We start from the raw sequence: 26062 nt of genomic DNA, 5'->3' as shown, positions 1-26062 counted from the left end.
CAACAAGAAGAAACTGTAATTTGCATTTATGACTGCAACCGATCATGTTCAACCTAGAACGATTCCAGACGGTCCTTCGTGCCAATGGAATCACGCCATCACCAAAGGCGCCGGGCTTATGGCCCCGCGCGATTCAAGGAGTTCTACCATGGACGGCAATATGCAATGCCCCGTCACCGCCAAGAAAAAGCGTACCAATCGCGACTGGTGGCCCGACCAGCTGCCGGTGAACGTGCTTCACCAGCATGGCCGCAGCCCCGATCCCATGGGCCGCGACTTCAACTACGCCGAAGCATTCAAGAAGCTGGACCTCGATGCGGTCAAGGCCGACCTGCATGCGCTGATGACCGACAGCCAAGACTGGTGGCCGGCGGATTATGGTCACTATGGCCCCCTCTTCATCCGCATGGCATGGCATTCGGCGGGCACCTACCGCACCGCCGACGGGCGCGGCGGCTCGAATACCGGCAACCAGCGCTTTGCCCCGCTCAACAGCTGGCCTGACAACGGCAACCTCGACAAGGCGCGTCGTCTACTGTGGCCGATCAAGAAGAAGTACGGCGACAACCTCAGCTGGGCCGACCTGATGATTCTGGCCGGCAATGTCGCGATCGAATCCATGGGCGGCCCCGTCTTTGGCTTTGGTGGCGGCCGCGCCGACATCTATGCGCCCGAAGAGGACGTGTATTGGGGCGCCGAGACCGAGTGGCTGGCCACGTCGGACACCGACAACAGCCGTTATTACGGCGAGCGCGAGATGGATAACCCCCTCGCCGCCGTCCAGATGGGCCTGATCTACGTCAACCCCGAGGGGCCGGACGGCAACCCCGACCCGGTCGCATCGGGCTATGACATCCGCCAGACGTTCACCCGCATGGGCGTCAACGACGAGGAAACCGTCGCGCTGGTCGCGGGCGGCCACACCTTCGGCAAGGCGCATGGCGCGAACGATCCGATCTATCAGGGCCCCGAGCCTGAGGGCGGCGATCTTGCCGACATGGGCTTTGGCTGGAAGAACAGCCACGAAACCGGCATCGGCGCACATACCCTGACGTCCGGCATCGAGGGTGCTTGGAAGCCCAAGCCGACGACATGGGACATGGGATATTTTGATGTGCTCTTCGACAACGAGTGGGTACTGACCAAGAGCCCCGCCGGCGCGCAGCAGTGGACGCCGCGCGACCCCAAGCCCGAGCACATGGTCGTCGACGCGCATGATCCGGACAAGATGCATCCGCCGATGATGACAACCGCCGACCTCGCGATGCGCTTCGACGCCGAATACGAAAAGATCTCGCGCCGTTTCCACAAGGATCCCGAGGCGTATGCCGATGCCTTTGCCCGCGCGTGGTTCAAGCTTACCCACCGCGACATGGGTCCGAAGTCGCGCTATCTGGGCAAGGACGTGCCCGCCGAGGATCTGATCTGGCAAGATCCGATCCCCGCAGCCGACTACGACACGATCGACGCGGCGGACATCAAGACGCTCAAGGCGGCAATTCTGGACAGCGGCCTGTCGATCAGCGATCTGGTCTTTACCGCTTGGGCCTCGGCCTCGACGTTCCGTGGGTCGGACAATCGCGGCGGTGCCAATGGTGCCCGCATCCGCCTTGCCCCGCAGAAAGATTGGGCCGCGAACGAGCCGGCGCGCCTGGCAAAGGTTCTGGACAAGCTGGAGGCGATCAAATCCGATTTCGAGGCCAAGTCCGGGTCCAAGAAGGTGTCCATCGCCGATCTGATCGTCCTGGGTGGCACTTGCGCCGTCGAGAAGGCCGCGGCGGATGCCGGCCACCAGGTGGAGGTGCCCTTCACACCGGGGCGCACGGATGCCAGCGCCGAGCAGACCGATGCGGAAAGCTTCGAAGTTCTCGAGCCGGTCGTTGACGGCTTCCGCAGCTTCCAAAAGCAGAAGTATAGCGTCAAGGCCGAGCATCTGCTGATCGACCGCGCACAGCTCTTGGGCCTCAACAGCCCCGAGATGGCCGTGCTGGTCGGCGGAATGCGCGCCCTCGATGCCAATGTGGGTAGCTCCAAGGACGGCGTGCTGACGGATCGCCCCGGCCAGCTGACGAATGACTTTTTCGTCAACCTGCTGGACATGAACATCGAGTGGAAATCCACCGATGAGGATCAGGACGCCTTCGAGGCAACCGACCGCAAGACCGGCGAGGTCCGCTGGACCGGCACACGTGCCGATCTGGTCTTTGGCTCCAACTCGCAACTGCGCAGCGTTGCCGAGGTCTATGCGCAGGACGATGCAGGCCCGCGTTTCGTGCGCGACTTCGTCGCCGCATGGACCAAGGTGATGGAGGCCGACCGCTTCGATCTGCACTGATCCGGGGCAAATAGCAAAACTTGGGAAAGCGGGCCTCGTTCGGGGCCCGCTTTTTCTTTGGCCTGATCTCTAGGGCGCGGGTGGACCCGGCCCTTGGCAGCTCGTAAACTTTGCACAATCAGCAAGGCGGGACAAAATGGACTGGCAAGAGCATCGCCGCGAGGCGCACGCCCTGGGGCGGACGCAGGAGTTTCTCAAGCAGATCGTCTATGGCGGCAATGACGGGATCGTCACCACCTTTGCCATCGTTGCGGGCTTTGCCGGGGCGCAGGCCGACGGCGTGGCGCAGATCGGCGGCGTCGCGGTGCTGGTCTTCGGACTCGCCAACCTGTTTGCCGACGCGGTCAGCATGGGTCTTGGCGAGTTTTTGTCGCTCCGCTCGCAGCATGACCTCTATCGCAACCGCCGCGCCAGCGAGATGGTCGAAATCACCGAGGATCCCGAACAAGAGCGCATGGAACTGTTCGAAATTCTGCGCCAGCGAGGGGTTCCGGCCGGCGAAGCCGATACGCTGACGACAATCGTCGCGCGCCACCCCGACCTGATGGCAGATCTGATGATGACCTACGAATTCGGCATGATGGACCCTGATGAGGACAGCCCCGCCATTTCGGGGCTGATGACTTTCCTGTCGTTCGTGGTCTTTGGCTGCGTGCCTCTGATCCCTTACTTCATATTTGAACCCACGCCGCAAACCTTCTGGCTGTCGGTCAGCACCACCGGCTCGGCGCTGGTCGCACTTGGCATCGTCCGCTGGAGCGCCACGGGCGAGCGGCTGCTGCGCACGGTGGGCGAGACGGTGCTGGTCGGCGCCGTCTGCGCGCTCGTGGCTTTTGTCGTCGGGGCCGTCGTGAGCGGCTGATGCGGCAAGATCAGCCGATCATGCCGCCTGCCTCGCCCAAGCCCTCATAGTGACGCTTGAGCCTTTGCAGCGCGATGCGCAGCACGATCTTGCCCGAACGCGCGGACCATCCCATCCGCTTTTCCGCGCGCTCCAGCCCCTCCAGATGACAGCAGCAGCGCAGCGCGATATCACCCAGCCCCGGGCCAAGATCATGCAAGGCCCCCTCGACGCGGCGGCGTGCCGCCTCGAAGCCGCGCGCGTGGCCACCGCCCGCGCTACCACCCCCGCCGGGCGTGGTCAGAAATCGGCTCCAGTCCTGAGTGACGCGCGGCCCCATCTGGCTGAGCTCGAAATCCTCGCGCAGACGCTCGCCAGCGCGCACCAGATCCTCGGGGATGAAGCGCGTGCCGTCCCGGTCACGTCGCCGCGCCAGCGCCAGAAGCGGGCTTTCATTCGCCGAATAGCGCAGGCGGCGCGGCGCGGTCTCAGCGCGGCCCGCAAAGGACGCCTGCGCATCGGCAAAGCCCGAGGCGCGGTTTTCGTCCTTGGCCAGCAATCCGCCCAAGGCCGCGCGGCCCGCCTTGGTGATATGATAACGGGCAAGGCGCCCCGGCACGTCGCAAGCGATCCACCCTTTCAGCGCCATGGCCTCGGCCACCGCGCGATCGACGACGGCGGTACGCGTCGGGTCCGACGCACCATCGGCGCGCACGACGACAGCCTTTTCCATTTGCGCGGCAACGGCCAGAACGGCCCCCGCTTCGGCCAGACGGCGCAGGATGCGCCCCGCCTCGGCCATCAGTTGCGCTTCGGTCACTTCGCCTATGTCGATGGCTTCGGCTTTGGGTTGAACACTCATGGCAGTCTCCTGTTCGAGGGGACCGGTCTCATCTCGCGTAGCAATGCGGCAGCCAAGGCGCCGCAGCGCCTCATCCACCATTGGATCGTCTCGGCGGGTCTCGTATTGGCGGATGCGGCGCAGCACTGTCGAAGCGTGACAGCCATGTTGCCGCGCCAGCGCACGGATCGACGATCCCTGCTCGGTATGGGCAAGATATAGCTTTGCCCCATGCGGCACCCATGACGGCACGCTACGCGCGCCGATGTCCTCCGTTGCCCTAACCAACATATAAACCCTTCTTTTGCCCCTTCGCAGCGTTATCGCAGAGGTCCCTCTGTGCGAGTCGCTGGTTATCCACAGACTTATCCACGTCCTTGTTTGCAACCTATGCGAGAAAAAATTACCGGTTCGTTAATTGTAAACTGTTTGGAAACATTGGTTGCAAATGCGTAAACAAACGGGAAGCGGAGCGAGCGCTGACTCCGGGCTTTGCGCAACACCCGCCATGGTTGTGCCATGAAAAGGCCACATTTTCAGATCGGAGAGCCCTTCCATGCACGATGTCCTCAAAGCCCTCGACAGCCTGCGCCGCCCCCGCCTCTTGATCCGTGCAGCACGGATCGGCGCGGCGGAATACCGGCGCGACGCGCATCTGCGCCGCCATTTCGGATATGGCGCGCTGCCGCGCAGTGCAGCGGCGCTGGCCCGTCTGGTTGAGATGGAAGAGGCGCTGAACGAACAGCGACAGATCGGCACGGGCGGCTATTCGGCCACGCGCCATGTCGAGATCCTGATCGCCATGATGGGCGAGGCGCGGATCTTGCGCAGCGCCCACGCGGCCTGAAATCTGGCCGCGTGGGTCTGGTGTGATCCTACATGAAGGCGTCTGGCATCGACGCCTTCTTTTTGGCCACGAAGTCATCCAGAGCTTCCGTGATGCTCTGGTCCAGAATAGGCTGCTGGTAGGTGTCCAGCATCCGGTGCATGCGCAGGTTGGCAAGCGTCATGGTATCGCGTGCGCCTTCCTCGTCCCATGTCTCGAACGGCTTGTAGTCCAGCAACTCGGTGCGCCAGAACGCGTCCTTGAAGTTCTTTTGCGTATGCGCGCAGCCTAGGAAGTGCCCGCCGGGGCCGACCTCGCGGAGCGCATCCATTGCCTGCCCGTTCTCATCGTATTGAACGCCGCGCGCCATGTTGTGCAGGACGCCCAGCTGATCGGCATCCATCACGAATTTTTCAAATCCCGCGACAAGCCCCCCTTCAAGCCAGCCACAGCTGTGCAGCATGAAGTTTACGCCGCCCATCAGCACCGCGTTCAAGGTGTGCGCCGATTCGTAGGCCGCCTGCGCATCGGGCAGCTTGGAGCCACAGAGCGCCCCGCCCGAGCGGAACGGCAGGTTCATCCGCCGCGCGAGCTGGCCTGCACCATATAGAATGTGGCTCGCCTCCGGGGTGCCAAAGGTCGGCGCGCCCGAGTTCATGTCGATCGAGGTGACGAACGCGCCAAAGATCACCGGCGCGCCGGGGCGCACCAGCTGGCTGTAGGCAACGCCCGCCATAACTTCGGCCAGGACTTGCGTCAGCGTGCCCACGACCGAAACGGGCGCCATCGCGCCGCCCACGATGAAGGGCGAGATGATGCAGGCCTGATTGTTTTTCGCATAGACCTCAAGCGCGCCCATCATGACGTCGTCGAAGGTCAGCGGCGAGTTCACGTTGATGAGGGAGGTCATCACCGTGTTTTCCTGAACGAACTGCTCACCAAACAGGATGCCGCACATATCGACGCTGTCCTGCGCCCGGCTGGCCTCGGTGACAGAGCCCATGAACGGCTTGTCCGACAGGGTCATATGCGCATAGAGCATGTCGAGGTGGCGCTTGTTCACGGGGATGTCTGTCGGCTCGCAGACCGTGCCACCCGACATATGCAGCCATTTGGACATATAGCCCAGCTTCACGAACTTGCGGAAATCTTCCATCGTCGCATAGCGCCGGCCGCCTTCCATGTCGCGCACGAAGGGCGGGCCATAGACCGGCGCGGTCACGAGGGTATTGCCGCCGATCTCGACATTGCGCGCAGGATTGCGGGCATGCTGGGTATAGCGGCTGGGCGCGGTGGCGCAGAGCTGGCGGGCAAGGCCGCGTGGAATGCGCACGCGCTCGCCCTCGATCTCGGCGCCCGCTTCGCGCCAGCGGTCCAGTGCAGCGGGATTGTCGACTACGTTGACGCCGATCTCGGCCAGCACGGTCTCGGCGTTCCGTTCGATAATTTCGAGCGCCTCCTCGTTCAGCATTTCATAGACCGGAATGTTGCGCTCGATAAACTTGGCGGTTTCGACGCTGACGGCGGTCCGCTCGGCGCGGCGTGCGGCGCCTCCGCCCCCACGCGCGCGCCGCCCGGCTACTGCTTCTGACATGACCTGTCCCTTCGCAATGCTGTGAAGCCCCGGTGTCCGGGGCCAATTCATGGCCCCTCATAGCGCAGCGCAATGACGCGACTGCGCCGATTTGCGCCATTTGCGGGGGGAAAGCGACATGAGCGCGCCGCGCATCCAAACGCTCCGCCCTCTTGCGCAAATCCGCGCCGCGTCCTACTAGGCTGACATGACCGAAATACATCACGAACGCCTTCTTATCATCGACTTCGGCTCTCAGGTGACGCAGCTGATCGCGCGCCGCCTGCGCGAGCTTGATGTCTATTGCGAAATCCACCCGTTCCAAAAGGTGACGGATGCCTTTCTGGATGAGATGGCGCCCCGTGCGATCATCCTGTCGGGCGGCCCGGCCAGCGTCATGGACGAAGGCTCGCCCCGGCCACCGATGAAAGTCTTCGAGATGGGCATTCCCGTCCTTGGCATCTGTTATGGCCAGCAGGTGATGATGCACATGCTGGGCGGCAAGGTGGAACGCGGCGACGGCACCGCCGAATTCGGCCGCGCCTATGTCACCCCGGCCCAGACGCGCATCGACCTTCTGAAGGGCTGGTTCCTGGAAGAGCGCGAGCAGGTCTGGATGAGCCATGGCGACCACGTCGCCGCAATCGCCCCCGGTTTCGAGATCTACGGCACCTCGCCCGGCGCACCCTTTGCTGTGACCGCCGATCTTGAGCGCCGCTTTTATGCGGTGCAGTTTCACCCCGAGGTGCATCACACCCCGAACGGCAAGACGCTCTATCAGAACTTTATCCAGGATGCAGGGTTCACCGGCGACTGGACGATGGCCGCCTACCGCGAAGAGGCAGTGCGCCTGATCCGCGAACAGGTGGGCGACAGGCAGGTGATCTGTGGCCTCTCCGGCGGCGTCGATTCGTCCGTCGCAGCCGTCCTCATCCACGAGGCGATCGGCGACCAGCTGACCTGCGTCTTTGTCGATCATGGCCTTTTGCGTCAGGGTGAGGCGGATGAAGTGGTCACAATGTTCCGCGATCACTACAACATCCCGCTGATCCATGCAGATGAGGCAGAGCTGTTTCTGGGTGAGCTTGACGGCGTAAGTGACCCGGAAACCAAAAGAAAGATCATTGGCCGCCTCTTTATCGACGTGTTCCAGAAATATGCGAACGAGATCGAGGGCGCCGAATTTCTGGCACAGGGCACGCTCTATCCCGATGTCATCGAATCGGTCAGCTTCTCGGGTGGTCCCTCGGTCACGATCAAGTCGCACCACAACGTCGGCGGCCTGCCCGAAAAGATGGGGCTCAAGCTGATCGAGCCGCTGCGCGAGCTGTTCAAGGACGAGGTGCGCGCCCTCGGCATGGAACTGGGCCTGCCCGCCAGTTTCATCGGACGCCATCCCTTCCCCGGCCCCGGCCTCGCCATCCGCTGCCCCGGCGAGATCACCCGCGAAAAGCTGGAGATCCTGCGCAAGGCAGATGCGGTCTATATCGACCAGATCCGCCGGCATGGTCTGTATGACGAGATCTGGCAGGCGTTCGTCGCAATTCTGCCCGTGCGCACCGTCGGTGTGATGGGCGACGGGCGCACCTATGACTTCGCCTGCGCGCTGCGGGCCGTCACTTCGGTCGATGGCATGACCGCCGATTACTATCCCTTCACCCATGATTTTCTGGGCGAAACGGCAACCCGCATCATCAACGAGGTGCGCGGCATCAACCGCGTGACCTACGATATCACCAGCAAACCGCCCGGCACGATCGAGTGGGAATAGCGTCATAACGAGGCGCCCCCACCAGCCAGGACGTTCAAGGCAATGAGGCAGGTCATGCTCTATCCCGACGCTGAAACCTGGCGCGCCGCGCCTGCAAAACATGTGCTGTTCTACGGCATGTCCGGCCTCGGCAAGACACATCTGTCGAACATGCTGCGCGCGGCGGGCAACTGGTTTCATTACTCGATCGATTACCGCATCGGCACGCGCTACATGGGCGAGCTGATTGCCGATAATGCCAAGGCACACGCGATGCAGGTGCCGTTCCTGCGCGACCTGCTGTTGTCCGATTCGATCTATATCGGCTCGAACATCACCTTCAACAATCTCGCCCCCGTCTCGACCTATCTGGGCAAGCCCGGCGCTATCGAACGAGGCGGCATGCCCATCGAGCAGTATCGCACCCGGCAGGAGCAGTTTCGCCGTGCCGAGATCGCCGCACTCAATGACACCGGCTATTTCATCGAACGCGCCGTGCAGCTCTATGGCTATCCAAACTTCATCTGCGACACCGGCGGGTCGACCTGCGAATGGGTGGATGGAAACGATCCCGACGATCTGCTGCTGACCGAATTGTCGCGCAACTGCCTGCTGGTCTACCTTGAAGGCACCGAGGCCCACACTGCCGAATTGATCCGTCGCTTTGACCGCGCGCCCAAGCCAATGGCCTACCAGCCCGAATTCCTCAGCGAGGCATGGGAGGAATATTTGCGTGAAAACAAGTGTGTAGAAGCTGATGTTGATCCCGACAGTTTTATCCGCTGGACCTATGCGCGCGCGCTGGCGCATCGCAAACCCCGCTATGAGGCCATGGCACCTTGGGGTGTCACGCTGACACCAAGGGACGTCGAGGCGATCACCGATGCCGACAGTTTCAATGACCGGATCGCGGATGCCCTTGAGCGTAAGGAATCCGCGCCTAACTAAGACCTTTCCGAAGACCGGAGCCGCGAGCCATGCCCATCAAGATCCCTGCCAACCTACCAGCCTTTGACGTCCTCACACGTGAAGGCGTCATGGTCATGGACGAGGATCAGGCAGCCATTCAGGACATCCGGCCCCTGCGCATCGGCCTGCTGAACCTCATGCCGAAAAAAATACAGACGGAAAACCAGTTCGCGCGTCTGATCGGGGCAACGCCGATCCAGATCGAGCTGAGCCTGATCCGCATGAGCGAGCATCAGACGCGCAACACCGCCGCCGATCACATGGAGAGCTTCTATCGCTCCTTTGCCGAGGTCGAGGCGTCGGGCGAGAAATTCGACGGCCTCATCATTACCGGCGCGCCGATCGAGCATCTGGAGTTCCCTCACGTGACCTATTGGGACGAACTCATCCGCGTTTTTGACTGGACCCAAGGCCACGTGCATTCGACCTTCGGTGTCTGCTGGGGCGGCATGGCGATGATCAATCACTTCCACAGCGTTCGCAAACATATGCTGCCCGCCAAGGCGTTCGGCTGCTTCCGGCATGAAAACATGCAGCCCGCCTCGCCCTACCTGCGAGGATTTTCCGACGATATGGTGATCCCGGTCAGCCGCTGGACCGAGATGCGAAAGGCCGAAATCGACGCCGCGCCCGGCCTGACAACATTGCTGCATTCGGACGAGGTGGGGCCCTGCCTCGTCGAGGATTCCGCGCATCGCGCGCTCTATGTCTTCAATCATTTCGAGTATGACAGCGACACGCTCAAGCAGGAATATGACCGCGACATCGCCAGCGGCAAACCCATCAACGTGCCCTGCAATTACTATCCTGACGATAATCCCGCGCTGGCCCCGCGCAATCGTTGGCGCAGTCACGCGCATCTGCTCTACGGCAACTGGATCTCGATGATCTACCAGACGGTGCCCTACGACATCGACGCTATCGGTATATGACCGGATGCGTAAGACCTTGATATACATAGCACTTTTCATATCGGTGCTCATCGCGGCCGTTCAGATCATGGCAAATATGCGCGAACGGCGCGCCGTCACCGAATATCCACCCGAAGGCCAGATTCTGAATGTCGGAGGCGTTGAGGTTCATGCCGTCGTCATGGGGTCCGGCCCCGATTTGGTGCTGATCCACGGGGCCAGCGGCAACACCCGCGACATGACGTTCAGCCTCGCCCCCCGCCTCGCGGAGCGCTATCGCGTGATCGTCTTCGACCGGCCCGGCCTTGGCTATACCCAGCGGCTCAACGACACAGGCGCCAGCATCATGCAGCAGGCCGACCTCTTGCGCGATGCCGCGGCAAAACTGGGCGCCACCCGCCCCATCCTCATCGGCCAAAGCTATGGCGGCGCTGTTGCGTTGGCCTGGGCTGCGCGACACCCCGCTGAGGTGGCCGCCTTGGTGCCGGTCGCGGCCGCGTCCAATCCTTGGGATACCGGCCTTGGCACCTTCTACAAGGTCACGTCATCGCGGTGGGGACAGGCGCTGGTCGTGCCGCTGATCACCGCTTTCGTGCCGAACGCGGTCGTCATCTCATCGGTGGAGGCGGTTTTCGCACCCCAGGACGCACCCGAGGGCTATGCCGAGGCGATTGCCGCGCCGCTGACCCTGCGCCGCGTGTCGCTGCGCGCCAATGCCGATCAGCGCGCCAGCCTCTTGGGCGAGATCGAGGCACTGCTGCCCCGCTACGGCGAGATCACCGCCCCGACAGAGATCCTGCACGGCACCGCCGACACGACCGTTGGCCTCGAAATCCACTCGGAAAAGCTGGTAAACCAGATCGACGGCGCGGTCCTCACGCGTTTGCCGGGGATCGGGCATATGGTGCATCACGTGGCCGAAGACGCCGTCGTGGAGGCCATCGACCGCGCCGCCGCGCGCGCCGGGCTCTAGCACAAGGCCGCCGAGCCGATTGCACCTTGGCCGCATGGACCGCATAGTGCGGAGAAGCCGGAGTTTTACATTATGAGCCTTCCTTTCGACGGCGCGATCAGCGCCTTTTTCCAGACCGGCGCGCCCACCCAGATCCGTGACGCGATCCGGCGCGTGGAAAAGGATGATATCCTCGCCACCGATTTTCCCTACCCCGAGCGGATGGGCCGCAAGGCTTATGAGGCGCGCCTGGACCTGATGCAGATCGAGCTGGTCAAGATGCAGGCCTGGGCCAAGACCACAGGCGCGCGCATCGCCATTATCTTTGAAGGGCGCGACGCCGCCGGCAAGGGCGGCACCATCAAGCGCTTTCGCGAGAACCTCAATCCGCGCGGCGCGCGCGTGGTAGCCCTGCCCAAGCCCTCCGACACCGAGGCGACCCAGTGGTATTTTCAGCGCTATATCGCGCACCTGCCAGCGGCAGGCGAAATCGTGTGCTTTGACCGCAGCTGGTACAATCGCGGCGTGGTCGAGCATGTGTTCGGATTTTGCACCCCGCCCGAGCGCGCCCTCTTTTTCGATCAGGCCCCCGCGTTCGAGCATATGCTGGTGCAGGACGGTATCATCGTCATCAAGCTTTGGCTGAACGTGGGCCGGGCCGAGCAATTGCGCCGGTTCCTCGACCGTGAGAGCGATCCGCTGAAGCATTGGAAGCTGAGCTGGATCGACGTCGAGGGCGTCAAGAAGTGGGACGCGTATTCAGACGCAATCGCCGAGACGCTGGCACGTACACACAGCCCGCACGCCCCTTGGACAATCGTTCGCGCCGACGACAAGCGCCGCGCTCGCCTGGCCGCCATCCGAAGAGTGCTGAGCGCCGTGCCCTATGACAATAAGGACACGCACGCCATAGGGCCATTCGACAACGGCATCACCGGTGGACCCGAACTGTGGTCGGATGGTGCGGCGCCCTCTGCGCATGAGTAAACGTGGGTATCACCACGGCAACCTCCGCCAGGCCCTGGTCGAGGCGGCGCTGGCGCTGATCGAGGACAAGGGTCCGACCGGCTTTACCCTGTCCGAGGCCGCAACCCGCGCTGGCGTGACCCCCGCCGCCGTTTATCGCCATTTCAGCGGGCGCGAGGATCTGATCGCCGAGGCCGCGCTGCAAGGCTACGAGATGTTCGGCGCGCTCATGACCCATGCTTATGCAGATGGTCAGCCTTCGGCGCTGGCCGCCTTCGAAGCGACGGGCCGGGCCTATCTGGCCTTTGCCCGCAAGCATCCGGGCCACTATATCGCCATGTTCGAAAGCGGCATCAGCGTCAATCGCACGCCCGAACTGGCTGCCGCAGCACTGGCCGCCCGCCGCGTGTTGGAGGCGGCTGCCGCACAGTTGTGCCAGCATATCCCCGAGGCGCAGCGCCCCCCCGCCACGATGTTTTCCGCCCATATCTGGGCGATGAGCCATGGCGTGGTCGAGTTGTTCGCGCGCGGCGCGCCGGGCAGTGCCAGCCCCTACGCGCCCGAAGATTTGCTGGAGTCAGGAATCGGGATCTACCTGCGTGGCCTCGGTCTCATCCCGCCCGATCAGGGCGCCAAATAGCTGCGCGACAAGAGCGGCGAAAGCGATAGCGCGCCTGCGACAGACACATGGTTCGTGTCGCGATAAAGCGAGGCGCCGTCCCGGATCCACGCAAAGGCATTGCCCTGCTGAAACGACCCTGCAAGCGTCAACACCTGCGCACCGTAGCGCGCGGCCACGCGCCCGATGATCTCATCGGAAGCTTGCACAAGCGCCTCGGCCATGTCGCGCTGCACAAAACTTCCCTCGAATTTCTGGGCCGCCTGCGGGGAATCGAGGCGCATCAGCATCGCCTGCTCGATCATCGTCTGCGCCATCACAGTCTGGAGTGGCACCTGACCAACCAGCACCACCCGCACCCCCGCCGCCACGTAATATGCAAGCGTCCGGTCCAGCGCCGCCTCGAAATTGGCAAGTCGCGCTGCGCGATTGACCTGCTGAGCGCCGGGCGTTTCGACCAGCGCAAAGGTCGACCTGGCATCGGCATATTCGCCCGTCGTGTAAAGGCTCCAGCGCGCGACGAGATAGACAGTCTGAATGCCGTCCTGAACAACCTCCTCGGCGGACCGACGCACGAAGTCATGGCAGTCCCGTGCATAATCGCCGCCCCTGGCAAGATAGACCCCGAGGAGCGGGGGACAGGCGCCGCGTGCCGCCACCTGCACATCGACACCGTGCACCTGCGACAGACTTGCAAACCCCGGCAACAACGCCTGCCCGTGACTGTCACCCAACAGGGCAATCTGCGGCGCATCCCGGGACGGGCCACCAAAAACGGTGCAGAGCGCCTCATCGCTGCCAGCCCCGCCGTCAATGCAAGGGGTGGCAGGCCGGTCGGCAAGCAACTGCGCGCGCATGTCGCTTAGAAATCCAGGCGCGCTGGGGCCCAGCCGCGCGGGAAAGCCAGCCGTCGCAACACCGGTAAAGCCTAAGGCAGAAATTGTGACGATACTGATCGCACTGACCGACAAAAGGGCGCGCCGTCCCGGCAGGATGCGGCGGCGACGAAAGGGCGTCTCGACAAAGCGCATGGTCAACCAAGCCAGACCAAGCGTAACCAGCGACAGCGCCGACATCACCCAAAGCGACGGCTCGGCAATGCTGCGGATGCGCGCGAAGGCAAAAAGAGGCTGGTGCCACAGGTAGGCGCTGTAGCTGATGAGGCCGATCCAGACCATCGGCGCAGCGCTCAGCGCGCGCGCCGCCCAAGTGCCGGTGTCGGCATAGAGGATCACCAGAGCAGTTCCGACGATGGGCACCAAAGCATAGACCGACGGAAACGGCGTGGCGGCCGTGTAGTTGAAGACCGACCACATGATCAGCAAAAGACCCGCCAGTGCAGCCGCATTATTGCGCAACTGCGGCCGCGCATAGAGGATCACAGCGCAAATCGACCCCGCCAGAAGCTCCCACAGGCGCGAGAAGGTGAAATAGAAATTTTCGTCCGGATAGCTGCGCCAGCCCCATTCAGCGACCGCCAGCGACAGCGCCGAGAGAATGAGGAAAGCCACCATGAATTTGCCGCGCGCGAAGGCGCCCAATGGCAGCAGGACAAGGGGAAAGAGCAGATAGAACTGCTCTTCGACCGCAAGGCTCCAGGTGTGTAAAAGCGGGCGCAGGGCCGAGCCAATGTCATAGTAGGACGATTTTTCCAGAAAATGGATGTTCGACAGGAAGAGCGCTGCGAAGGCCTGACTGCGCGCATAATCCTNTAAAAGCGGGCGCAGGGCCGAGCCAATGTCATAGTAGGACGATTTTTCCAGAAAATGGATGTTCGACAGGAAGAGCGCTGCGAAGGCCTGACTGCGCGCATAATCCTCGAATGGGTCCGGCGCCAACCAACGCCAGGCAAAGGGGATCGTGACCAATAGCACCAGAAAAAGCGCGGGCAGGATGCGCCGCGCGCGCCGCTCGTAAAAGTCGAGCAGCGAATAGGTGCCTGCCTCGCGCTCGGAAATCAGAATTGTCGTGATGAGATAGCCGCTGATGACAAAAAATACATCAACACCGACATAGCCCCCTTCAAAGGCCGAAAACCCGGCGTGAAAGAGGATGACCGGGACGACGGCAACAGCACGCAAGCCATCTATTTCGGGTCGGTATCGCATGACTTGTCTCGGGTCGAGCGGCGGGCCCTTGCGGCGCGCTCTTGAAGAAAAATGGTTAATCAAAATAAAGGGCGCGGCGGATATCCCGCCGCGCCCATTTGCATGTCTTACTCGCCAAGGCCCAAATTAGCGCTTGGAGAATTGGAAGCTGCGGCGGGCCTTGCGGCGGCCATACTTCTTACGCTCGACAACACGGCTGTCGCGGGTCAGGAAGCCTGCCGCCTTGAGTGCGCCGCGCAGGCTGGGATCGTAGAGCTGCAGCGCCTTCGAGATGCCGTGCTTGACCGCACCGGCCTGCCCCGAAAGACCGCCACCGACAACCGTGGCCATCACGTCGAACTGATCCTCGGTGCCCGAGATCGTGAAGGGCTGGCGCAGGATCATCTGCAAGACGGGACGCGCGAAATAGGCGTTCAGCTCTTTGCCGTTGACGGTGACCTTGCCCGAACCGGGCTTGATCCAGACGCGGGCGACCGCATCCTTGCGCTTGCCCGTGGCATAGGAGCGGCCCAGCTCGTCGCGGATGGGCTCGCGCGGCGCGGCCGCTTCAACATTGGTCGTGCCGGTTGCGACAGCCGACAGTTCTTCGAGGGAGTTGATTTCGTCAGCCATCAGTAGTTCACCCGCGTGTTCTTGGAGTTCATGTTCTTGACGTCCAGCACCTCGGGGCCCTGTGCCTCGTGGGGGTGATCGCCGCCGGCATAGACGCGCAGATTGGTCATCTGCGTGCGGCTGAGGCGGTTGCCCGGAAGCATGCGCTTGACCGCCTGCATGACGACGCGCTCGGGGAATTTGCCCTCGAGGATCTCGCCGGTGGTCCGCGACTTGATGCCGCCCGGATGGCCGGTGTGCCAGTAGTTGGGCTTGTCACGCTTCTTGCCGGTCAACTGGACCTTTTCGGCGTTGATGACGATGACGTTGTCGCCCATGTCCATGTGAGGGGTAAAGCTCGCCTTGTGCTTGCCGCGCAGGCGCATGGCGATAACCGAGGCAAGACGGCCCAGAACGACGCCGTCTGCGTCGATCACGATCCATTTCTTGTCGATATCCGCCGGTGTCGCTGAGAATGTCTTCATGACCGCAGAATCCTTGATTGCCTTAACGGGTGCAGGCCGTGCCAGCCCCTTTTGGTGATGGGCGGGTTATATAGTAGGGCTGCGCCGCGTCAACATGCGTCTAGTCTGATTTATATATGTAAATCAATGGTTTGAAAATTAGGTATTATAATACCCCATATCTTTGCCTGAAAAAGCACCTTGTCAGCGCTCCACCTCGGATGGCGGGATCGAATAGGTCAGATTGGCGCGCGCGGCTGGGGCCTCTGCCCCGTCCGACCGGACAAGCACGTCGCCCACCGCCAAAACGCGGCCCAGCTTCAGCAGGCGCACATCGGCGATCAGATCGGCGCCAGCGACGGGCTTGCGCATGAAATCGAGGCTGCAATTCGTGGTCACTGCCAGCGCCTGGGGGCCGATCATGCTCAAAACCGCCAGATACATCCCCACATCCGCAAGCGCAAAGATTGCCGGCCCCGACACGGTGCCACCGGGGCGCAAATGACGCTCGGCCACCCGGAGGCGCAATGTCAGATGCATCGCGCGCAGGTCGTCGATCATGAAGTCATCGGCCACCTGCGGAAACTCACGCGTCATGAATGCTGTCAACTCGGCCTTGGTCATCTTGGGCGACATGCAGTGCTCCGGCTTGCATTGCCCTCTCTTCACCGGGGGGCATCTTGCCGGAGATTGACCCATCCCGCGCCCAACGACAAGACGGCGATGAACGCGCCTCGCCCAACAAGTGCGGCGTGCCTGCTCTGGCTTGGTGCACCGAGCAAATGCCCAGCGGCAGGACGCCACAGCCAGTTCCCGTGGTAAGCGCGGCACGGATTGGTCACATTAAAGCCCGATTCGTGCGCGGGGTCATTCAGCACTTCGAAATTTGTCTCCGTCTTCAATGCAATCTTAATACATCTGTGCGAAATGTTTCCAAGCCGCCCTACCAGAGGCCGATCGCTCGCCATTTTTCCGCCCTATTCGCTCAAGATGTTCTTTCCAAAAGTTTTATTTGAAGCTAAGCTGAATTTAGATATTGGGTCACCGCAGCCGCCGTCACGTCCCTCCAGGCCAGCCTCTCTCTGGCCCCCGATGTGCACGGCGCGGTGACCCGATCTTCCCAATCCCAAAATCAAGCGTTTTTACTTGCAGCGTATCTCGCAGCAACAGGCAGCGCCGCATCAGTCCCGCGTGACAGAACGGCCCGCGCGACAAGGCGCGCTTTGATGCCGCAGATCAGCACGCCAACCTCGCCCCTTTCCATGAGGCCCGCGATGGACTATCTGCCGCTGCATGACACAGGTTCTCAATATCATCGGCGGCGGCATGGCCGGGTCCGAGGCCGCATGGCAGGCCGCCAACATGGGCGTGCAGGTCATCATTCATGAAATGCGCCCGCGCGTGGCCACCTTCGCCCATCGTACCGGCGATCTGGCCGAGATGGTCTGCTCCAATTCCTTTCGCTCCGACGACGACGAACAGAACGCCGTGGGCCTCCTGCACTGGGAAATGCGCGCGGCCAATGGCCTGATCATGCAGACCGCGGACAAGCATCGCCTGCCCGCTGGCGGCGCCCTCGCTGTCGACCGCGATCCTTTCGCCGCCTCGGTAACGGAGGCCCTGCGCGCCCATCCGAACATCACCGTTCAGGACGCCGAGATCACCGAGATCCCCAAGGATGGCAGCTGGATCATCGCCACCGGCCCGCTGACCTCCGCCGGATTGGGCCAGGCCATCGCCACGGAGACCGGCGCTGATGCCCTCGCCTTTTTTGACGCCATCGCGCCGATCATCCACCATGACAGCATCGACATGAGCCGCGCCTGGATGCAATCGCGCTATGACAAGGGCGAGACGGAGGCCGAGCGCACTGCCTATCTCAATTGTCCGATGGACCGCGAGACATATGATGCCTTCATCGACGCGCTGCTCGCCGCCGACAAGACCGAGTTTCACGAGGGCGAGACAGCCGGTTATTTCGACGGCTGCCTGCCCATCGAGGTTATGGCCGAGCGCGGCCGCGAGACATTGCGCCACGGCCCGATGAAACCCGTTGGCCTGACGAACCCCCATCAGCCAGACATCAAGCCTTGGGCAGTAGTCCAGTTGCGCCGAGATAACGCATTGGGAACGCTATACAATATCGTCGGATTCCAGACCAAGATGAAATACGGCGCGCAGGCCGACGTCCTGCGCATGATCCCCGGCCTCGAAAATGCGCGCTTTGCCCGCCTCGGCGGCATCCATCGCAACACGTTCCTCAATTCGCCCACGCTGCTCGACGATCAGATGCGCTGGCGCAAGCATCCCCATGTTCGCTTTGCCGGCCAGATCACCGGCGTCGAAGGCTACGTGGAATCCGCGGCCATGGGCCTTCTGGCCGGTCGTCTCGCCGCCTCGGAAATTCTGGGCCAGCCCATGAAGACGCCGCCCCAGGACAGTGCCATGGGCGCGCTCATTCACCACATCACCGGCGGCGCCGAGGCCAAGACGTTTCAGCCGATGAACGTCAACTTTGGCCTTTTCCGCCCGGTCGAGGGGCTCAAAGGCGGCCGTCGCGGCCGCACTGACCGCTACAAGGCCTATACCGACCGCGCGAAAAGCGCCTGGCAAGAATGGCTCACCGGCGCGCCCGCCTGATGCCGTTTCGTCACATCAGCTTGATCTCGAAAGTGGCTGATATAAAATGACATTCATCACGCGCTTTGCCCCCTCTCCAACCGGGCCGCTCCATCTCGGTCATGCCTACTCCGCGCTCCTCGCACATGACATGGCCAGGTCGAAGGACGGTGTTTTCCTGCTTCGGATCGAGGATATCGACCAGACCCGCAGCCGCCCCGAGTGGGAAGCGCAGATCCTGAATGACCTCGCGTGGCTTGGCCTCAACTGGCCCGCGCCCGTGATGCGCCAGTCAGATCGCATGCAGACCTACTCGGACGCCCTGCAAACCCTTTGGCAGCGCGGCCTCCTATACCCTTGCACTTGCACGAGGCGCGATGTCGCCGCCTCCGCCAGCGCCCCGCAAGAGGGCGCGCCCCTCCTCGGGCCCGATGGCATCGTCTATCCCGGCACATGTCGGCCGGCTCCGGGCACCCAGCCCAAAGGCCCGATGCCCGCCGATACCGCGCTGCGTCTCGACATGCGCGCCGCAGAGCGCGCCATCGGCGCGCCACCGCACTTCACCGAAACCGGCGCCAGCCCCAAAGGCGAGACGGGCCGCATCCAGAGCGACTGGGAGCAGGTCCGGCAGGGCATCGGCGATATCGCCCTCGCCCGCAGCGCCATGGGCACATCCTATCACCTGTCGGTCGTGCTCGACGATGCAGCCCAGTCAGTCACCATGGTGCCGCGCGGCGCAGATCTTTTCGAGGCGACGACGATCCACGTGATCCTCCAGCGCCTCCTTGACCTGCCCACACCGGTCTACCACCACCATCGCCTGATCCGTGACGGTGAAGGCAAGCGTCTGGCAAAACGCGATGATGCCCGCGCCATTTCCAGGTATCGCCAGGACGGTCTCACCCCGGCCCTGATACGGGAAATGCTGGACATGCCGCACGCACCATCATGAGGCTTCATCTTGGCAAAAATACTCAAGATCCCTCAGCCGGGTTCAGGCGCCATCACCACCGTCTCGCCACTCTCCTCGACAACTGTGTAAAAACAACTGCGCCGGTTGGTGTGGCAGGCAGGCCCCACCTGCTCGATCTTGAGCAGCAGGCAATCACGGTCGCAATCGACACGCATCTCTATCAACCGCTGGGTGTGGCCCGATGTCTCGCCCTTGATCCAAAACGCCTGCCGCGAGCGCGACCAATAGGTGACGCGCCCGGTCGACAGCGTTTGCGCGACCGCGTCTGCGTTCATCCAGGCCATCATCAGGACCTCGCCCGTCGCGGCATCCTGCGCAATCGCCGGGATCAGGCCGCGCGGATCGTAGGTCAGGCTGGCGGGATCGAAAGGCATCGGCTTTTCCTTTTGCTTCTGGCGGCGCCCGCCTTATCTAAGGGGCACCAAATGAGGACACAGACATGACCGCCAAGACCGATATGATCAAGCTCTACTCTCAGCGCATCCTCGCATTGGCGGCCGATATCCCGCATCATCATCGGCTCGAGGCGCCCGGCGCCACCGTGCGGCGGCGCGCGCCCCTGTGCGGATCGGCGATCACCGTGGACATCACCTGCAAGGACGGCGTGGTTGCGGACTACGGGCAGGACGTCAAGGCATGTGCGCTGGGTCAGGCGGCGGCCAGCGTCGTGGGCGGCGCAATTGTCGGGTGCAGCCGCGAGCAGGTCATCGAGGCGCGCGATGCGCTGCAGCGTATGTTGACCGAGGACGGCCCGCCGCCCGCTGCCCCCTTTGACGGACTTGATGTGCTGCGCCCCGCGCAGGAATACAAGAACCGCCATGCGTCGATCATGCTGTCGCTCGAGGCTGCTGTCGAGGCGCTCGACACTGCCTGCAACGCGTAACGACTGGCGTTCAAAACAAAAAAAAACCGCCGCACATCCGATGTGGATGGCGGCGGAGGTATGCGTGTTCCCGTGGGGACCCTGGGCGCGTATCTCGGACAAGGCAAAGTCCGAAGCGATCGGTGACAGGCAGTGTCGGTCGTTCGTGGCTCATCATATGTTGGGGACAGAAGATGCAATCACGCGCAGGCACGGGATTTCGCAGGCAGGAAACGGCGGATCAGAACCCCTGAACGAGGCCCGGAAGGTAAAGGCACCCCATCAGCATCACCACAAGGGCCATCGCCCCAAGCGCATCGGCCAGCAGTGTATCTTGCGACCGCGCAGCGGCAGTTTTGATCTGATGTATCATCGTGGCACCCCTTCATTGGATCAGTTGCCACTTTGTTCTCATTTTCGCTCATCAAAGTAAAGAACTTTTTAAGAACATTTGAGAACCTATCAGAACATCTGCACTAACCTACTGAAATCAAACGAATCGCCTGATCCCGCTCCATCAGCCACAAAAGCACGCGCGCCGCTTGGCCCCGCGGGCCGGTCAGGTCCGGATCATCGCTCAGCAGTTTGCGCGCGTCACTTTGTGCCACGGCCATCAGCGCCGCCTGCCCTTCGAGATCCGCGATGCGAAAGCGCGGCAAGCCCGATTGCGCGGTGCCTATCATGTCGCCCGCGCCCCGCATTTCCAGATCGACCTCCGCAATGCGAAAGCCGTCCTCGGTGTCGCGCATGGTCGCCAGCCGCCGCTCGCCGCTCTCGCTCAGCGGCGCCTGATACATCAAAAGGCATGTCGAGGCCGCGCTGCCGCGCCCGACGCGCCCCCGCAGCTGGTGCAACTGCGCAAGGCCAAAACTTTCGGCCCGCTCAATCACCATGATGGACGCATTGGGCACATCGACACCCACCTCGATCACGGTGGTCGCCACTAACACGGATGTCTCGCCGCGCTGGAAGGCGGCCATCGCGGCATCCTTCTGCTCGGGGGGCATCTGGCCATGAACCAGCCCGACGCGCCCCTCGCCAAGCGCCGCGCGCAGGCGGCGATATCGCTCTTCGGCGCTGCTCAGGTCACTCACCTCGCTCTCGTCGACCAAGGGACAGACCCAATAGGCTTGCCGACCTTCGGCAATCGCATGGCGCAGTTTTTCGGTCACCTCGTCAAGCCGGGCCATATTGACCAGCGCGGTGGCAATGGGCTTGCGGCCGGGCGGCTTTTCGTCGAGCACCGAGATGTCCATATCGCCGTATTGCGCGAGGCTCAGACTGCGCGGGATCGGTGTCGCGGTCATCACCAGCACGTCCACCGCCGCGCCCTTGCGCCCCAGCTCCAGCCGCTGGCGCACGCCGAACCTGTGCTGTTCATCGATGATGGCAAGGCGAAGGTCGTGGAACGCGACGTCCTTTTGAAACACGGCATGGGTGCCGACAAGGATCTGGATATCGCCCGCGGCCAAGGCGGCCAGCTTCGCGCGGCGCTCAGCCCCCTTGTCGCGGCCCGTCAGGATATCCAGCACCACTCCGGCACTTTCGGCCAGAGGGCGCAGCCCCTCAAGATGCTGGCGCGCGAGGATTTCGGTCGGCGCCATCATCACGCCCTGCCCACCCGCCTCGACCGCGATCAGGAGCGCGTTGAGTGCTACAAGCGTCTTTCCCGCGCCAACATCCCCCTGCAAAAGGCGATTCATCCGAATGTCCCGGCCCATATCTGCGGCGATTTCGGAAATGGCGCGGGTCTGCGCACCTGTGGGCTTATAGGGCAGCGCGTCCAGAACCCGCGCCTGCAGGCTTCCGGTGCCGACCGATCCGCGCCCCTTGCCGCGTTTCATCTGGCTGCGCGCGAGGGCCAGCGTCAGCTGATGCGCCATCAACTCGTCATAAGCGAGGCGCACCCGCGCCGGATGCGCGGCGCCCAGATCGCCCATCGTCCGGGGGGCATGCGCCGCCTGGAGCGCCGCGTGCCAATCCGGCCATGCCTCGCGCGCCTTCTGCGCCGGGTCGATCCACTCGGCCAGGTCAGGCGCGCGGGCAAGCGCCGCCAGCGCCGCCTTGCGCATCACACCCTGCGTGAGGCCGGCGGTAAGCGGGTAGACCGGCTCGAAATCGGGGATATCGCCCGCCTCCTCCGGGGGCAGCATGTGATCGGGATGCACCATCTGCGCCATCCCATCGAAATACTCGGCCTTGCCCGACAGCACCCGGCGCGCGCCGGTCGGCAGGACGCGGTGCAAATAATCGTCATGCGCCCGAAAGAAGACGATCTGAAACGTCGTCTGTGCATCCTCAGCGGCGACGCGATAGGCGCCACCGCGACGGGAAGGCGCCTGATGCTGGCCAATGGTCGCCTCGACGGTGACATATCCGGGCAAATCAGCCCCAAGAATAGTCTCGCGCGTGCGCCTGTCGATGCCCGAATGTGGCAACGTCAGTAGCAGATCGACGGGCTTTTCGATGCGCAGCGCCGCCAGCAGCTTGGCCGACTTAGGCCCGACACCCGGCAGCGTTTCGATCCCCGCAAAAAGCGGGAAGAGCGCCGGAGGCCGCCCCTTGGGCGCGCTGGAGCCCGCCTCGCTCACGCGCCGCCGATCAGCGCCAGCCAGGCGTCCTCATCCATTGTCTCAACACCCAGCTCCGCTGCCCGCGTCGCCTTCGAACCCGCGCCGGGCCCTGCGATAAGGATATCGGTCTTGGCCGAAACGCTGCCCGAGACCTTGGCCCCCAAGGCCTCGGCGCGGGCCTTGGCCTCGGCACGGGTCATTTTTTCGAGTGTGCCGGTAAAGACGACCGTCTTGCCGGCAACCGGGCTGCCCGAGGTGTCCGGCGCGGCGGCATCCTCAATGGTCAGTTGCTCGACCAGCCTGTCGATGCTGGCCCGCTCGGCGCTCTGGCCAAATCCGGTGACGAGGGCAGCGGCCACCACCGCGCCGATGCCGTCGATCCCGATCAGATCCTCCCACGCGGCGCGGGCGGCGGCATCGCATCCCTCCCAAGCGGCCTCCCGTGCGGGCTTGATCCGGGCGCGGCGGCCCTCCTCTGCGGCGGCCCGGCGCTCGGCAGCTTCGGCCTCATCCGCGCGCAAGTGGCGCGCCGCGGCGGGCGCCGCCGCGTCCACGGCTTGCGTCAAAGCCGACCAACTGCCGAAATGGCGCGCCAGATCGGCCGCAGCCACCTCGCCCACATGGCGGATGCCGAGGCCAAAGAGCAGCCGCGCGAGCGGCACGCGCCGTCGCTCGTCAATGGCGGCAAAGAGGTTGCGCGCGCTCGTCTCGCCCCAGCCCTCGCGATTGGCCAGTTTGGTCAAATTCGCAGCATCGCGCGCCTCAAGGGTAAAGATATCTGCCGGAGTGCGAACCGGCAGCTGATCATCGGCATAGAACATTTCGACCTGCTTGGCGCCCAGACCCTCGATATCGAACGCGCCGCGACTGACAAAATGCTTCAGCTTTTCAACAGCCTGCGCCGGACAGATCAGCCCACCGGTACAGCGGCGGACGGCATCGCCCTCCTCGCGGATCGCGTCCGAGCCGCACTCGGGGCAGGTTTCGGGAAAGCGGTAGGGCGCCGCCCCCTCGGGCCGCTTGGACAGATCGACATCGGCCACCTTGGGGATCACATCGCCCGCGCGATAGACCTGCACCCAATCCCCGACCCGGATGTCCTTGCCACCGCGGATCTCGCCGCCGTCACTGGCCCGGCCAGCGATGTAATCCTCGTTGTGCAAGGTCGCATTGCTGACCACCACGCCGCCGACGGTGACCGGCAACAGACGCGCAACGGGGCTGAGCGCCCCGGTGCGGCCCACGTTGATCTCGATATCCTCAAGCCGGGTCCAGGCCAGTTCGGCAGGGAATTTATGCGCGATGGCCCAGCGGGGTGTGGTGCTGCGATACCCCAGACGGCGTTGCAAATCGAGGTCGTTGACCTTGTAGACGACGCCGTCGATATCATAACCGAGACGCGCGCGCTGTTGCTCTATTTCCGCGTACTGCTCCAACAGGGCATCGACATCGGCACAGACCCGCGTCAGTGGATTGATGTCGAACCCAAGCGACGCCAACCGCTCGACCGCGCCCATCTGCGTCTCGGCAAGGGGCGCGCTCACCTCGCCCCAGGCATAGGCGAAAAACGCGAGGGGGCGCGTGCGGGTGATCTGCGCATCCAGCTGGCGCAGGGATCCGGCGGCAGCGTTGCGCGGATTGGCGAAGGTCTTGGCGCCCGCTTCTTCCTGGCGTTGATTGAGCGCCTCGAAATCCGCGTGGGTCATGTAAACTTCGCCGCGCACCTCCAGGACTTCAGGTGCGCCGGTCAGTTTCTGGGGAATGCTCCGGATCGTGCGCGCATTGGCGGTGACATTCTCACCCACCGTGCCGTCCCCGCGCGTCGCCGCCTGAACCAGCGCGCCATTCTCGTAGCGCAGTGACAGGCTCAGCCCGTCGATCTTTGGCTCGGCGGTGTAGGGCAACGCCGAGCCAGCCCTGACGCCTAGGTATTTGCGCACCCGGTCATCGAATTCGGTCACGTCACTTGCGTCGAACGCATTACCCAGCGACATCATACGCTGGGCATGCGTGACCTTGCCAAAGCGTCCCGAGGGGGCGGCCCCCACCATGTCACTGGGGCTGTCGGCGCGCTTGAGATTCGGAAATCGCGCCTCGATCGCGCTATTGCGGGCCTTCAGCTTGTCATAATCGGCATCGCTCAGCTGCGGGCTGTCTTCGGCATGATAGTCCAGATTGGCTTTCAGAAGCTCTTTCGCCAGCCACTCCAGCTCGGCCCGCGCATCGCTTTCGGACAAACTTTCGACACTGCGTGCTTGCTTCATCCCTGCCCCCTGCAATGCGGCCCGAAGCACCGGGCCTCGATCATTGCTGAAGTGATAGGGCGCTGAGGAGGCAAGGTCCAGCGACGCGAAGCAGACTGCGCAACACCCGGCATCTGCGCACAAGCTGCACGCCAAGCATGCCGAGTCCGCCGAACGGCACGTCGGTAAATCCCGGAGACGGGCACAGCAAAGCCGACGCCATGCCACGCGCCGCGCGACTCTTTCCTCAGGCCGCTATTCCTCCTCAGGCCACCAAGCTTTTTCAGGCCCCCATGGCGAGGCGCTTGTCATCCAGCTCTGACGGCTCGGGATCGCGCAGCACATAGCCACGGCCCCAGACGGTCTCGATATAGCTTTCGCCGCCCGTCGCCTCGCTCAGCTTCTTGCGCAGCTTGCAGATGAAGACGTCAATGATCTTGAGCTCAGGCTCGTCCATTCCGCCGTAAAGGTGGTTGAGAAACATCTCCTTGGTCAGCGTCGTGCCCTTGCGCAGGCTCAAAAGCTCGAGCATCTGATACTCCTTGCCGGTCAGATGCACCGCCTTGGAGGCGACATCGACGGTCTTGGCATCCAGATTGACGTTGATCATACCGGTGCGGATCACCGATTGCGAATGGCCTTTGGAGCGCCGTATAATCGCATGGATACGCGCGACCAGTTCCTCGCGGTGGAAGGGCTTGGTCAGGTAATCATCCGCGCCAAAGCCGAACCCCTTGATCTTGCTATCGGTATCATCCGCGCCCGACAGGATCAGGATCGGCGTTTCGATTCTTGCAAGGCGAAGTTGTCGCAGAACATCGTGCCCGGTCATATCCGGCAGCCCGATGTCCAGCAGGATCAGATCATAATCATAGAGCTTGGCCAGATCGACGCCCTCTTCGCCCATCTCGGTCGTATAGACGTTGAGATTGGCATGGGTCAGCATCAGCTCAATGCTTTTCGATGTCGTTGGATCGTCTTCGACCAATAGGATGCGCATTCGCTTTTCTCCGCAGCAAGATCACTTTTGTCCAAACTGACTAAAA

23 protein-coding genes are annotated in these 26062 nt (G+C 63.0%); 12 read left to right on the top strand and 11 right to left on the bottom strand.

What is annotated here, in order from left to right; genetic code table 11:
- Positions 1 to 148: 148 nt before the first annotated feature.
- Both katG and V8352_RS15245 read left to right on the top strand, forming a co-directional pair.
- Positions 149 to 2335, top strand: a complete 2187-nt coding sequence (gene katG / locus V8352_RS15250; protein ID WP_336425156.1) for a catalase/peroxidase HPI — start codon at positions 149 to 151, stop codon at positions 2333 to 2335.
- Positions 2336 to 2471: 136 nt separating this feature from the next.
- The gene (locus V8352_RS15245; RefSeq protein ID WP_336425155.1) at positions 2472 to 3197 is read left to right on the top strand and encodes a VIT1/CCC1 transporter family protein; all 726 of its coding nucleotides are present in this window, start codon (positions 2472 to 2474) and stop codon (positions 3195 to 3197) included.
- A 10-nt stretch (positions 3198 to 3207) separates the two neighbouring features.
- Here V8352_RS15245 and V8352_RS15240 read toward each other — a convergent pair whose 3' ends face one another.
- On the bottom strand, positions 3208 to 4308 hold the full coding sequence (locus V8352_RS15240) for a DUF6456 domain-containing protein (protein ID WP_336425154.1): 1101 nt from the start codon (positions 4306 to 4308) through the stop codon (positions 3208 to 3210).
- A gap of 265 nt (positions 4309 to 4573) precedes the next feature.
- On the opposite strand from V8352_RS15240, the gene V8352_RS15235 reads away from it, so the two are divergent.
- Positions 4574 to 4864 carry a DUF6477 family protein gene (locus V8352_RS15235; protein ID WP_336425153.1) on the top strand — a complete coding sequence of 97 codons (291 nt, stop codon included), beginning with the start codon at positions 4574 to 4576 and terminating at the stop codon, positions 4862 to 4864.
- Between the two features lie 28 nt (positions 4865 to 4892).
- Here the strand turns inward: V8352_RS15235 and V8352_RS15230 are convergent, their stop codons facing one another.
- Positions 4893 to 6437 (bottom strand): trimethylamine methyltransferase family protein, encoded by a 1545-nt coding sequence (locus V8352_RS15230; protein ID WP_336425152.1) that lies wholly within the window; start codon positions 6435 to 6437, stop codon positions 4893 to 4895.
- 187 nt (positions 6438 to 6624) lie between these two features.
- On the opposite strand from V8352_RS15230, the gene guaA reads away from it, so the two are divergent.
- The 6 genes from guaA to V8352_RS15200 all read left to right on the top strand — a co-directional run bounded on the left by guaA (position 6625) and on the right by V8352_RS15200 (position 12604).
- Positions 6625 to 8187 (top strand): glutamine-hydrolyzing GMP synthase, encoded by a 1563-nt coding sequence (guaA, locus tag V8352_RS15225; protein WP_336425151.1) that lies wholly within the window; start codon positions 6625 to 6627, stop codon positions 8185 to 8187.
- Between the two features lie 54 nt (positions 8188 to 8241).
- Positions 8242 to 9114, top strand: coding sequence for an ATPase (locus V8352_RS15220; protein ID WP_336425150.1), 873 nt, complete (start codon positions 8242 to 8244; stop codon positions 9112 to 9114).
- 29 nt (positions 9115 to 9143) lie between these two features.
- Positions 9144 to 10067 carry a homoserine O-succinyltransferase gene (locus V8352_RS15215; RefSeq protein WP_336425149.1) on the top strand — a complete coding sequence of 308 codons (924 nt, stop codon included), beginning with the start codon at positions 9144 to 9146 and terminating at the stop codon, positions 10065 to 10067.
- 67 nt (positions 10068 to 10134) lie between these two features.
- Complete coding sequence (locus V8352_RS15210; protein WP_336425148.1) at positions 10135 to 11019, top strand: alpha/beta fold hydrolase; 885 nt, start codon at positions 10135 to 10137, stop codon at positions 11017 to 11019.
- 72 nt (positions 11020 to 11091) lie between these two features.
- Positions 11092 to 11985 carry a polyphosphate kinase 2 gene (gene ppk2 / locus V8352_RS15205; protein WP_336425147.1) on the top strand — a complete coding sequence of 298 codons (894 nt, stop codon included), beginning with the start codon at positions 11092 to 11094 and terminating at the stop codon, positions 11983 to 11985.
- Positions 11978 to 12604: a TetR/AcrR family transcriptional regulator gene (locus V8352_RS15200; RefSeq protein ID WP_336425146.1), complete on the top strand. Its 627-nt coding sequence runs from the start codon at positions 11978 to 11980 to the stop codon at positions 12602 to 12604. Before ppk2 ends, V8352_RS15200 begins: the two co-directional genes overlap by 8 nt.
- Here the strand turns inward: V8352_RS15200 and V8352_RS15195 are convergent.
- The 4 genes from V8352_RS15195 to V8352_RS15180 all read right to left on the bottom strand — a co-directional run bounded on the left by V8352_RS15195 (position 12589) and on the right by V8352_RS15180 (position 16382).
- Positions 12589 to 14691: an acyltransferase family protein gene (locus V8352_RS15195; RefSeq protein WP_336425145.1), complete on the bottom strand. Its 2103-nt coding sequence runs from the start codon at positions 14689 to 14691 to the stop codon at positions 12589 to 12591. The two genes, V8352_RS15200 and V8352_RS15195, sit on opposite strands and share 16 nt — an antisense overlap.
- A gap of 126 nt (positions 14692 to 14817) precedes the next feature.
- Positions 14818 to 15303 carry a 30S ribosomal protein S9 gene (rpsI, locus tag V8352_RS15190; protein ID WP_336425144.1) on the bottom strand — a complete coding sequence of 162 codons (486 nt, stop codon included), beginning with the start codon at positions 15301 to 15303 and terminating at the stop codon, positions 14818 to 14820.
- Positions 15303 to 15767 carry a 50S ribosomal protein L13 gene (gene rplM, locus V8352_RS15185; RefSeq protein ID WP_336425143.1) on the bottom strand — a complete coding sequence of 155 codons (465 nt, stop codon included), beginning with the start codon at positions 15765 to 15767 and terminating at the stop codon, positions 15303 to 15305. The genes rpsI and rplM overlap by 1 nt, the downstream gene beginning before the upstream one ends.
- 183 nt (positions 15768 to 15950) lie before the next feature.
- Positions 15951 to 16382: a PaaI family thioesterase gene (locus V8352_RS15180; RefSeq protein ID WP_336425142.1), complete on the bottom strand. Its 432-nt coding sequence runs from the start codon at positions 16380 to 16382 to the stop codon at positions 15951 to 15953.
- Between the two features lie 657 nt (positions 16383 to 17039).
- Between V8352_RS15180 and trmFO the strand changes: the two genes are divergently transcribed.
- Together trmFO and gluQRS are read left to right on the top strand one after the other, a co-directional pair.
- Entirely contained in the window at positions 17040 to 18386 is a 1347-nt protein-coding gene (gene trmFO, locus V8352_RS15175) for a methylenetetrahydrofolate--tRNA-(uracil(54)-C(5))-methyltransferase (FADH(2)-oxidizing) TrmFO (protein WP_336425141.1), read from the top strand.
- Between the two features lie 46 nt (positions 18387 to 18432).
- Positions 18433 to 19317, top strand: a complete 885-nt coding sequence (gluQRS, locus tag V8352_RS15170; protein WP_336425140.1) for a tRNA glutamyl-Q(34) synthetase GluQRS — start codon at positions 18433 to 18435, stop codon at positions 19315 to 19317.
- 32 nt (positions 19318 to 19349) lie between these two features.
- On the opposite strand, the gene hisI is transcribed toward gluQRS, so the two are convergent.
- Positions 19350 to 19712 (bottom strand): phosphoribosyl-AMP cyclohydrolase, encoded by a 363-nt coding sequence (gene hisI, locus V8352_RS15165; RefSeq protein ID WP_336425139.1) that lies wholly within the window; start codon positions 19710 to 19712, stop codon positions 19350 to 19352.
- 65 nt (positions 19713 to 19777) lie between these two features.
- On the opposite strand from hisI, the gene V8352_RS15160 reads away from it, so the two are divergent.
- Positions 19778 to 20221, top strand: a complete 444-nt coding sequence (locus tag V8352_RS15160) for an iron-sulfur cluster assembly scaffold protein (RefSeq protein WP_336425138.1) — start codon at positions 19778 to 19780, stop codon at positions 20219 to 20221.
- 220 nt (positions 20222 to 20441) lie between these two features.
- Here the strand turns inward: V8352_RS15160 and V8352_RS15155 are convergent, their stop codons facing one another.
- The 4 genes from V8352_RS15155 to ctrA all read right to left on the bottom strand — a co-directional run bounded on the left by V8352_RS15155 (position 20442) and on the right by ctrA (position 26016).
- The gene (locus V8352_RS15155; protein ID WP_336425137.1) at positions 20442 to 20573 is read right to left on the bottom strand and encodes a hypothetical protein; all 132 of its coding nucleotides are present in this window, start codon (positions 20571 to 20573) and stop codon (positions 20442 to 20444) included.
- 103 nt (positions 20574 to 20676) lie between these two features.
- A complete protein-coding gene (recG, locus tag V8352_RS15150) occupies positions 20677 to 22791 on the bottom strand; it encodes an ATP-dependent DNA helicase RecG (protein ID WP_336425136.1) in 2115 nt (704 codons plus the stop codon).
- Positions 22788 to 25037: an NAD-dependent DNA ligase LigA gene (ligA, locus tag V8352_RS15145; RefSeq protein WP_336425135.1), complete on the bottom strand. Its 2250-nt coding sequence runs from the start codon at positions 25035 to 25037 to the stop codon at positions 22788 to 22790. Before ligA ends, recG begins: the two co-directional genes overlap by 4 nt.
- 262 nt (positions 25038 to 25299) lie before the next feature.
- Entirely contained in the window at positions 25300 to 26016 is a 717-nt protein-coding gene (ctrA, locus tag V8352_RS15140) for a response regulator transcription factor CtrA (protein WP_336425134.1), read from the bottom strand.
- Positions 26017 to 26062: the final 46 nt, after the last annotated feature.

The sequence above is a fragment of the Roseovarius sp. D0-M9 genome (assembly GCF_037083805.1).
Classification (GTDB): domain Bacteria; phylum Pseudomonadota; class Alphaproteobacteria; order Rhodobacterales; family Rhodobacteraceae; genus Roseovarius.
The sequence above is the reverse complement of the archived record's forward strand: the minus strand, read 5'-3'. Positions and strand labels throughout refer to the sequence as shown.

Bases quoted from the DNA above. Each gene is read 5' to 3' on its own strand.
- guaA (WP_336425151.1), top strand. From the start codon at position 6,625: ATGACCGAAATACATCACGAACGCCTTCTTATCATCGACTTCGGCTCT.
- V8352_RS15155 (WP_336425137.1), bottom strand. From the start codon at position 20,573: ATGATACATCAGATCAAAACTGCCGCTGCGCGGTCGCAAGATACACTG.
- gluQRS (WP_336425140.1), top strand. From the start codon at position 18,433: ATGACATTCATCACGCGCTTTGCCCCCTCTCCAACCGGGCCGCTCCAT.
- V8352_RS15160 (WP_336425138.1), top strand. From the start codon at position 19,778: ATGACCGCCAAGACCGATATGATCAAGCTCTACTCTCAGCGCATCCTC.
- rplM (WP_336425143.1), bottom strand. From the start codon at position 15,767: ATGAAGACATTCTCAGCGACACCGGCGGATATCGACAAGAAATGGATC.
- ligA (WP_336425135.1), bottom strand. From the start codon at position 25,037: ATGAAGCAAGCACGCAGTGTCGAAAGTTTGTCCGAAAGCGATGCGCGG.
- V8352_RS15240 (WP_336425154.1), bottom strand. From the start codon at position 4,308: ATGTTGGTTAGGGCAACGGAGGACATCGGCGCGCGTAGCGTGCCGTCA.
- V8352_RS15220 (WP_336425150.1), top strand. From the start codon at position 8,242: ATGCTCTATCCCGACGCTGAAACCTGGCGCGCCGCGCCTGCAAAACAT.
- ctrA (WP_336425134.1), bottom strand. From the start codon at position 26,016: ATGCGCATCCTATTGGTCGAAGACGATCCAACGACATCGAAAAGCATT.
- trmFO (WP_336425141.1), top strand. From the start codon at position 17,040: ATGACACAGGTTCTCAATATCATCGGCGGCGGCATGGCCGGGTCCGAG.
- V8352_RS15210 (WP_336425148.1), top strand. From the start codon at position 10,135: ATGGCAAATATGCGCGAACGGCGCGCCGTCACCGAATATCCACCCGAA.
- V8352_RS15230 (WP_336425152.1), bottom strand. From the start codon at position 6,437: ATGTCAGAAGCAGTAGCCGGGCGGCGCGCGCGTGGGGGCGGAGGCGCC.
- rpsI (WP_336425144.1), bottom strand. From the start codon at position 15,303: ATGGCTGACGAAATCAACTCCCTCGAAGAACTGTCGGCTGTCGCAACC.
- V8352_RS15180 (WP_336425142.1), bottom strand. From the start codon at position 16,382: ATGTCGCCCAAGATGACCAAGGCCGAGTTGACAGCATTCATGACGCGT.
- V8352_RS15200 (WP_336425146.1), top strand. From the start codon at position 11,978: ATGAGTAAACGTGGGTATCACCACGGCAACCTCCGCCAGGCCCTGGTC.
- V8352_RS15215 (WP_336425149.1), top strand. From the start codon at position 9,144: ATGCCCATCAAGATCCCTGCCAACCTACCAGCCTTTGACGTCCTCACA.
- V8352_RS15245 (WP_336425155.1), top strand. From the start codon at position 2,472: ATGGACTGGCAAGAGCATCGCCGCGAGGCGCACGCCCTGGGGCGGACG.
- katG (WP_336425156.1), top strand. From the start codon at position 149: ATGGACGGCAATATGCAATGCCCCGTCACCGCCAAGAAAAAGCGTACC.
- hisI (WP_336425139.1), bottom strand. From the start codon at position 19,712: ATGCCTTTCGATCCCGCCAGCCTGACCTACGATCCGCGCGGCCTGATC.
- ppk2 (WP_336425147.1), top strand. From the start codon at position 11,092: ATGAGCCTTCCTTTCGACGGCGCGATCAGCGCCTTTTTCCAGACCGGC.
- V8352_RS15235 (WP_336425153.1), top strand. From the start codon at position 4,574: ATGCACGATGTCCTCAAAGCCCTCGACAGCCTGCGCCGCCCCCGCCTC.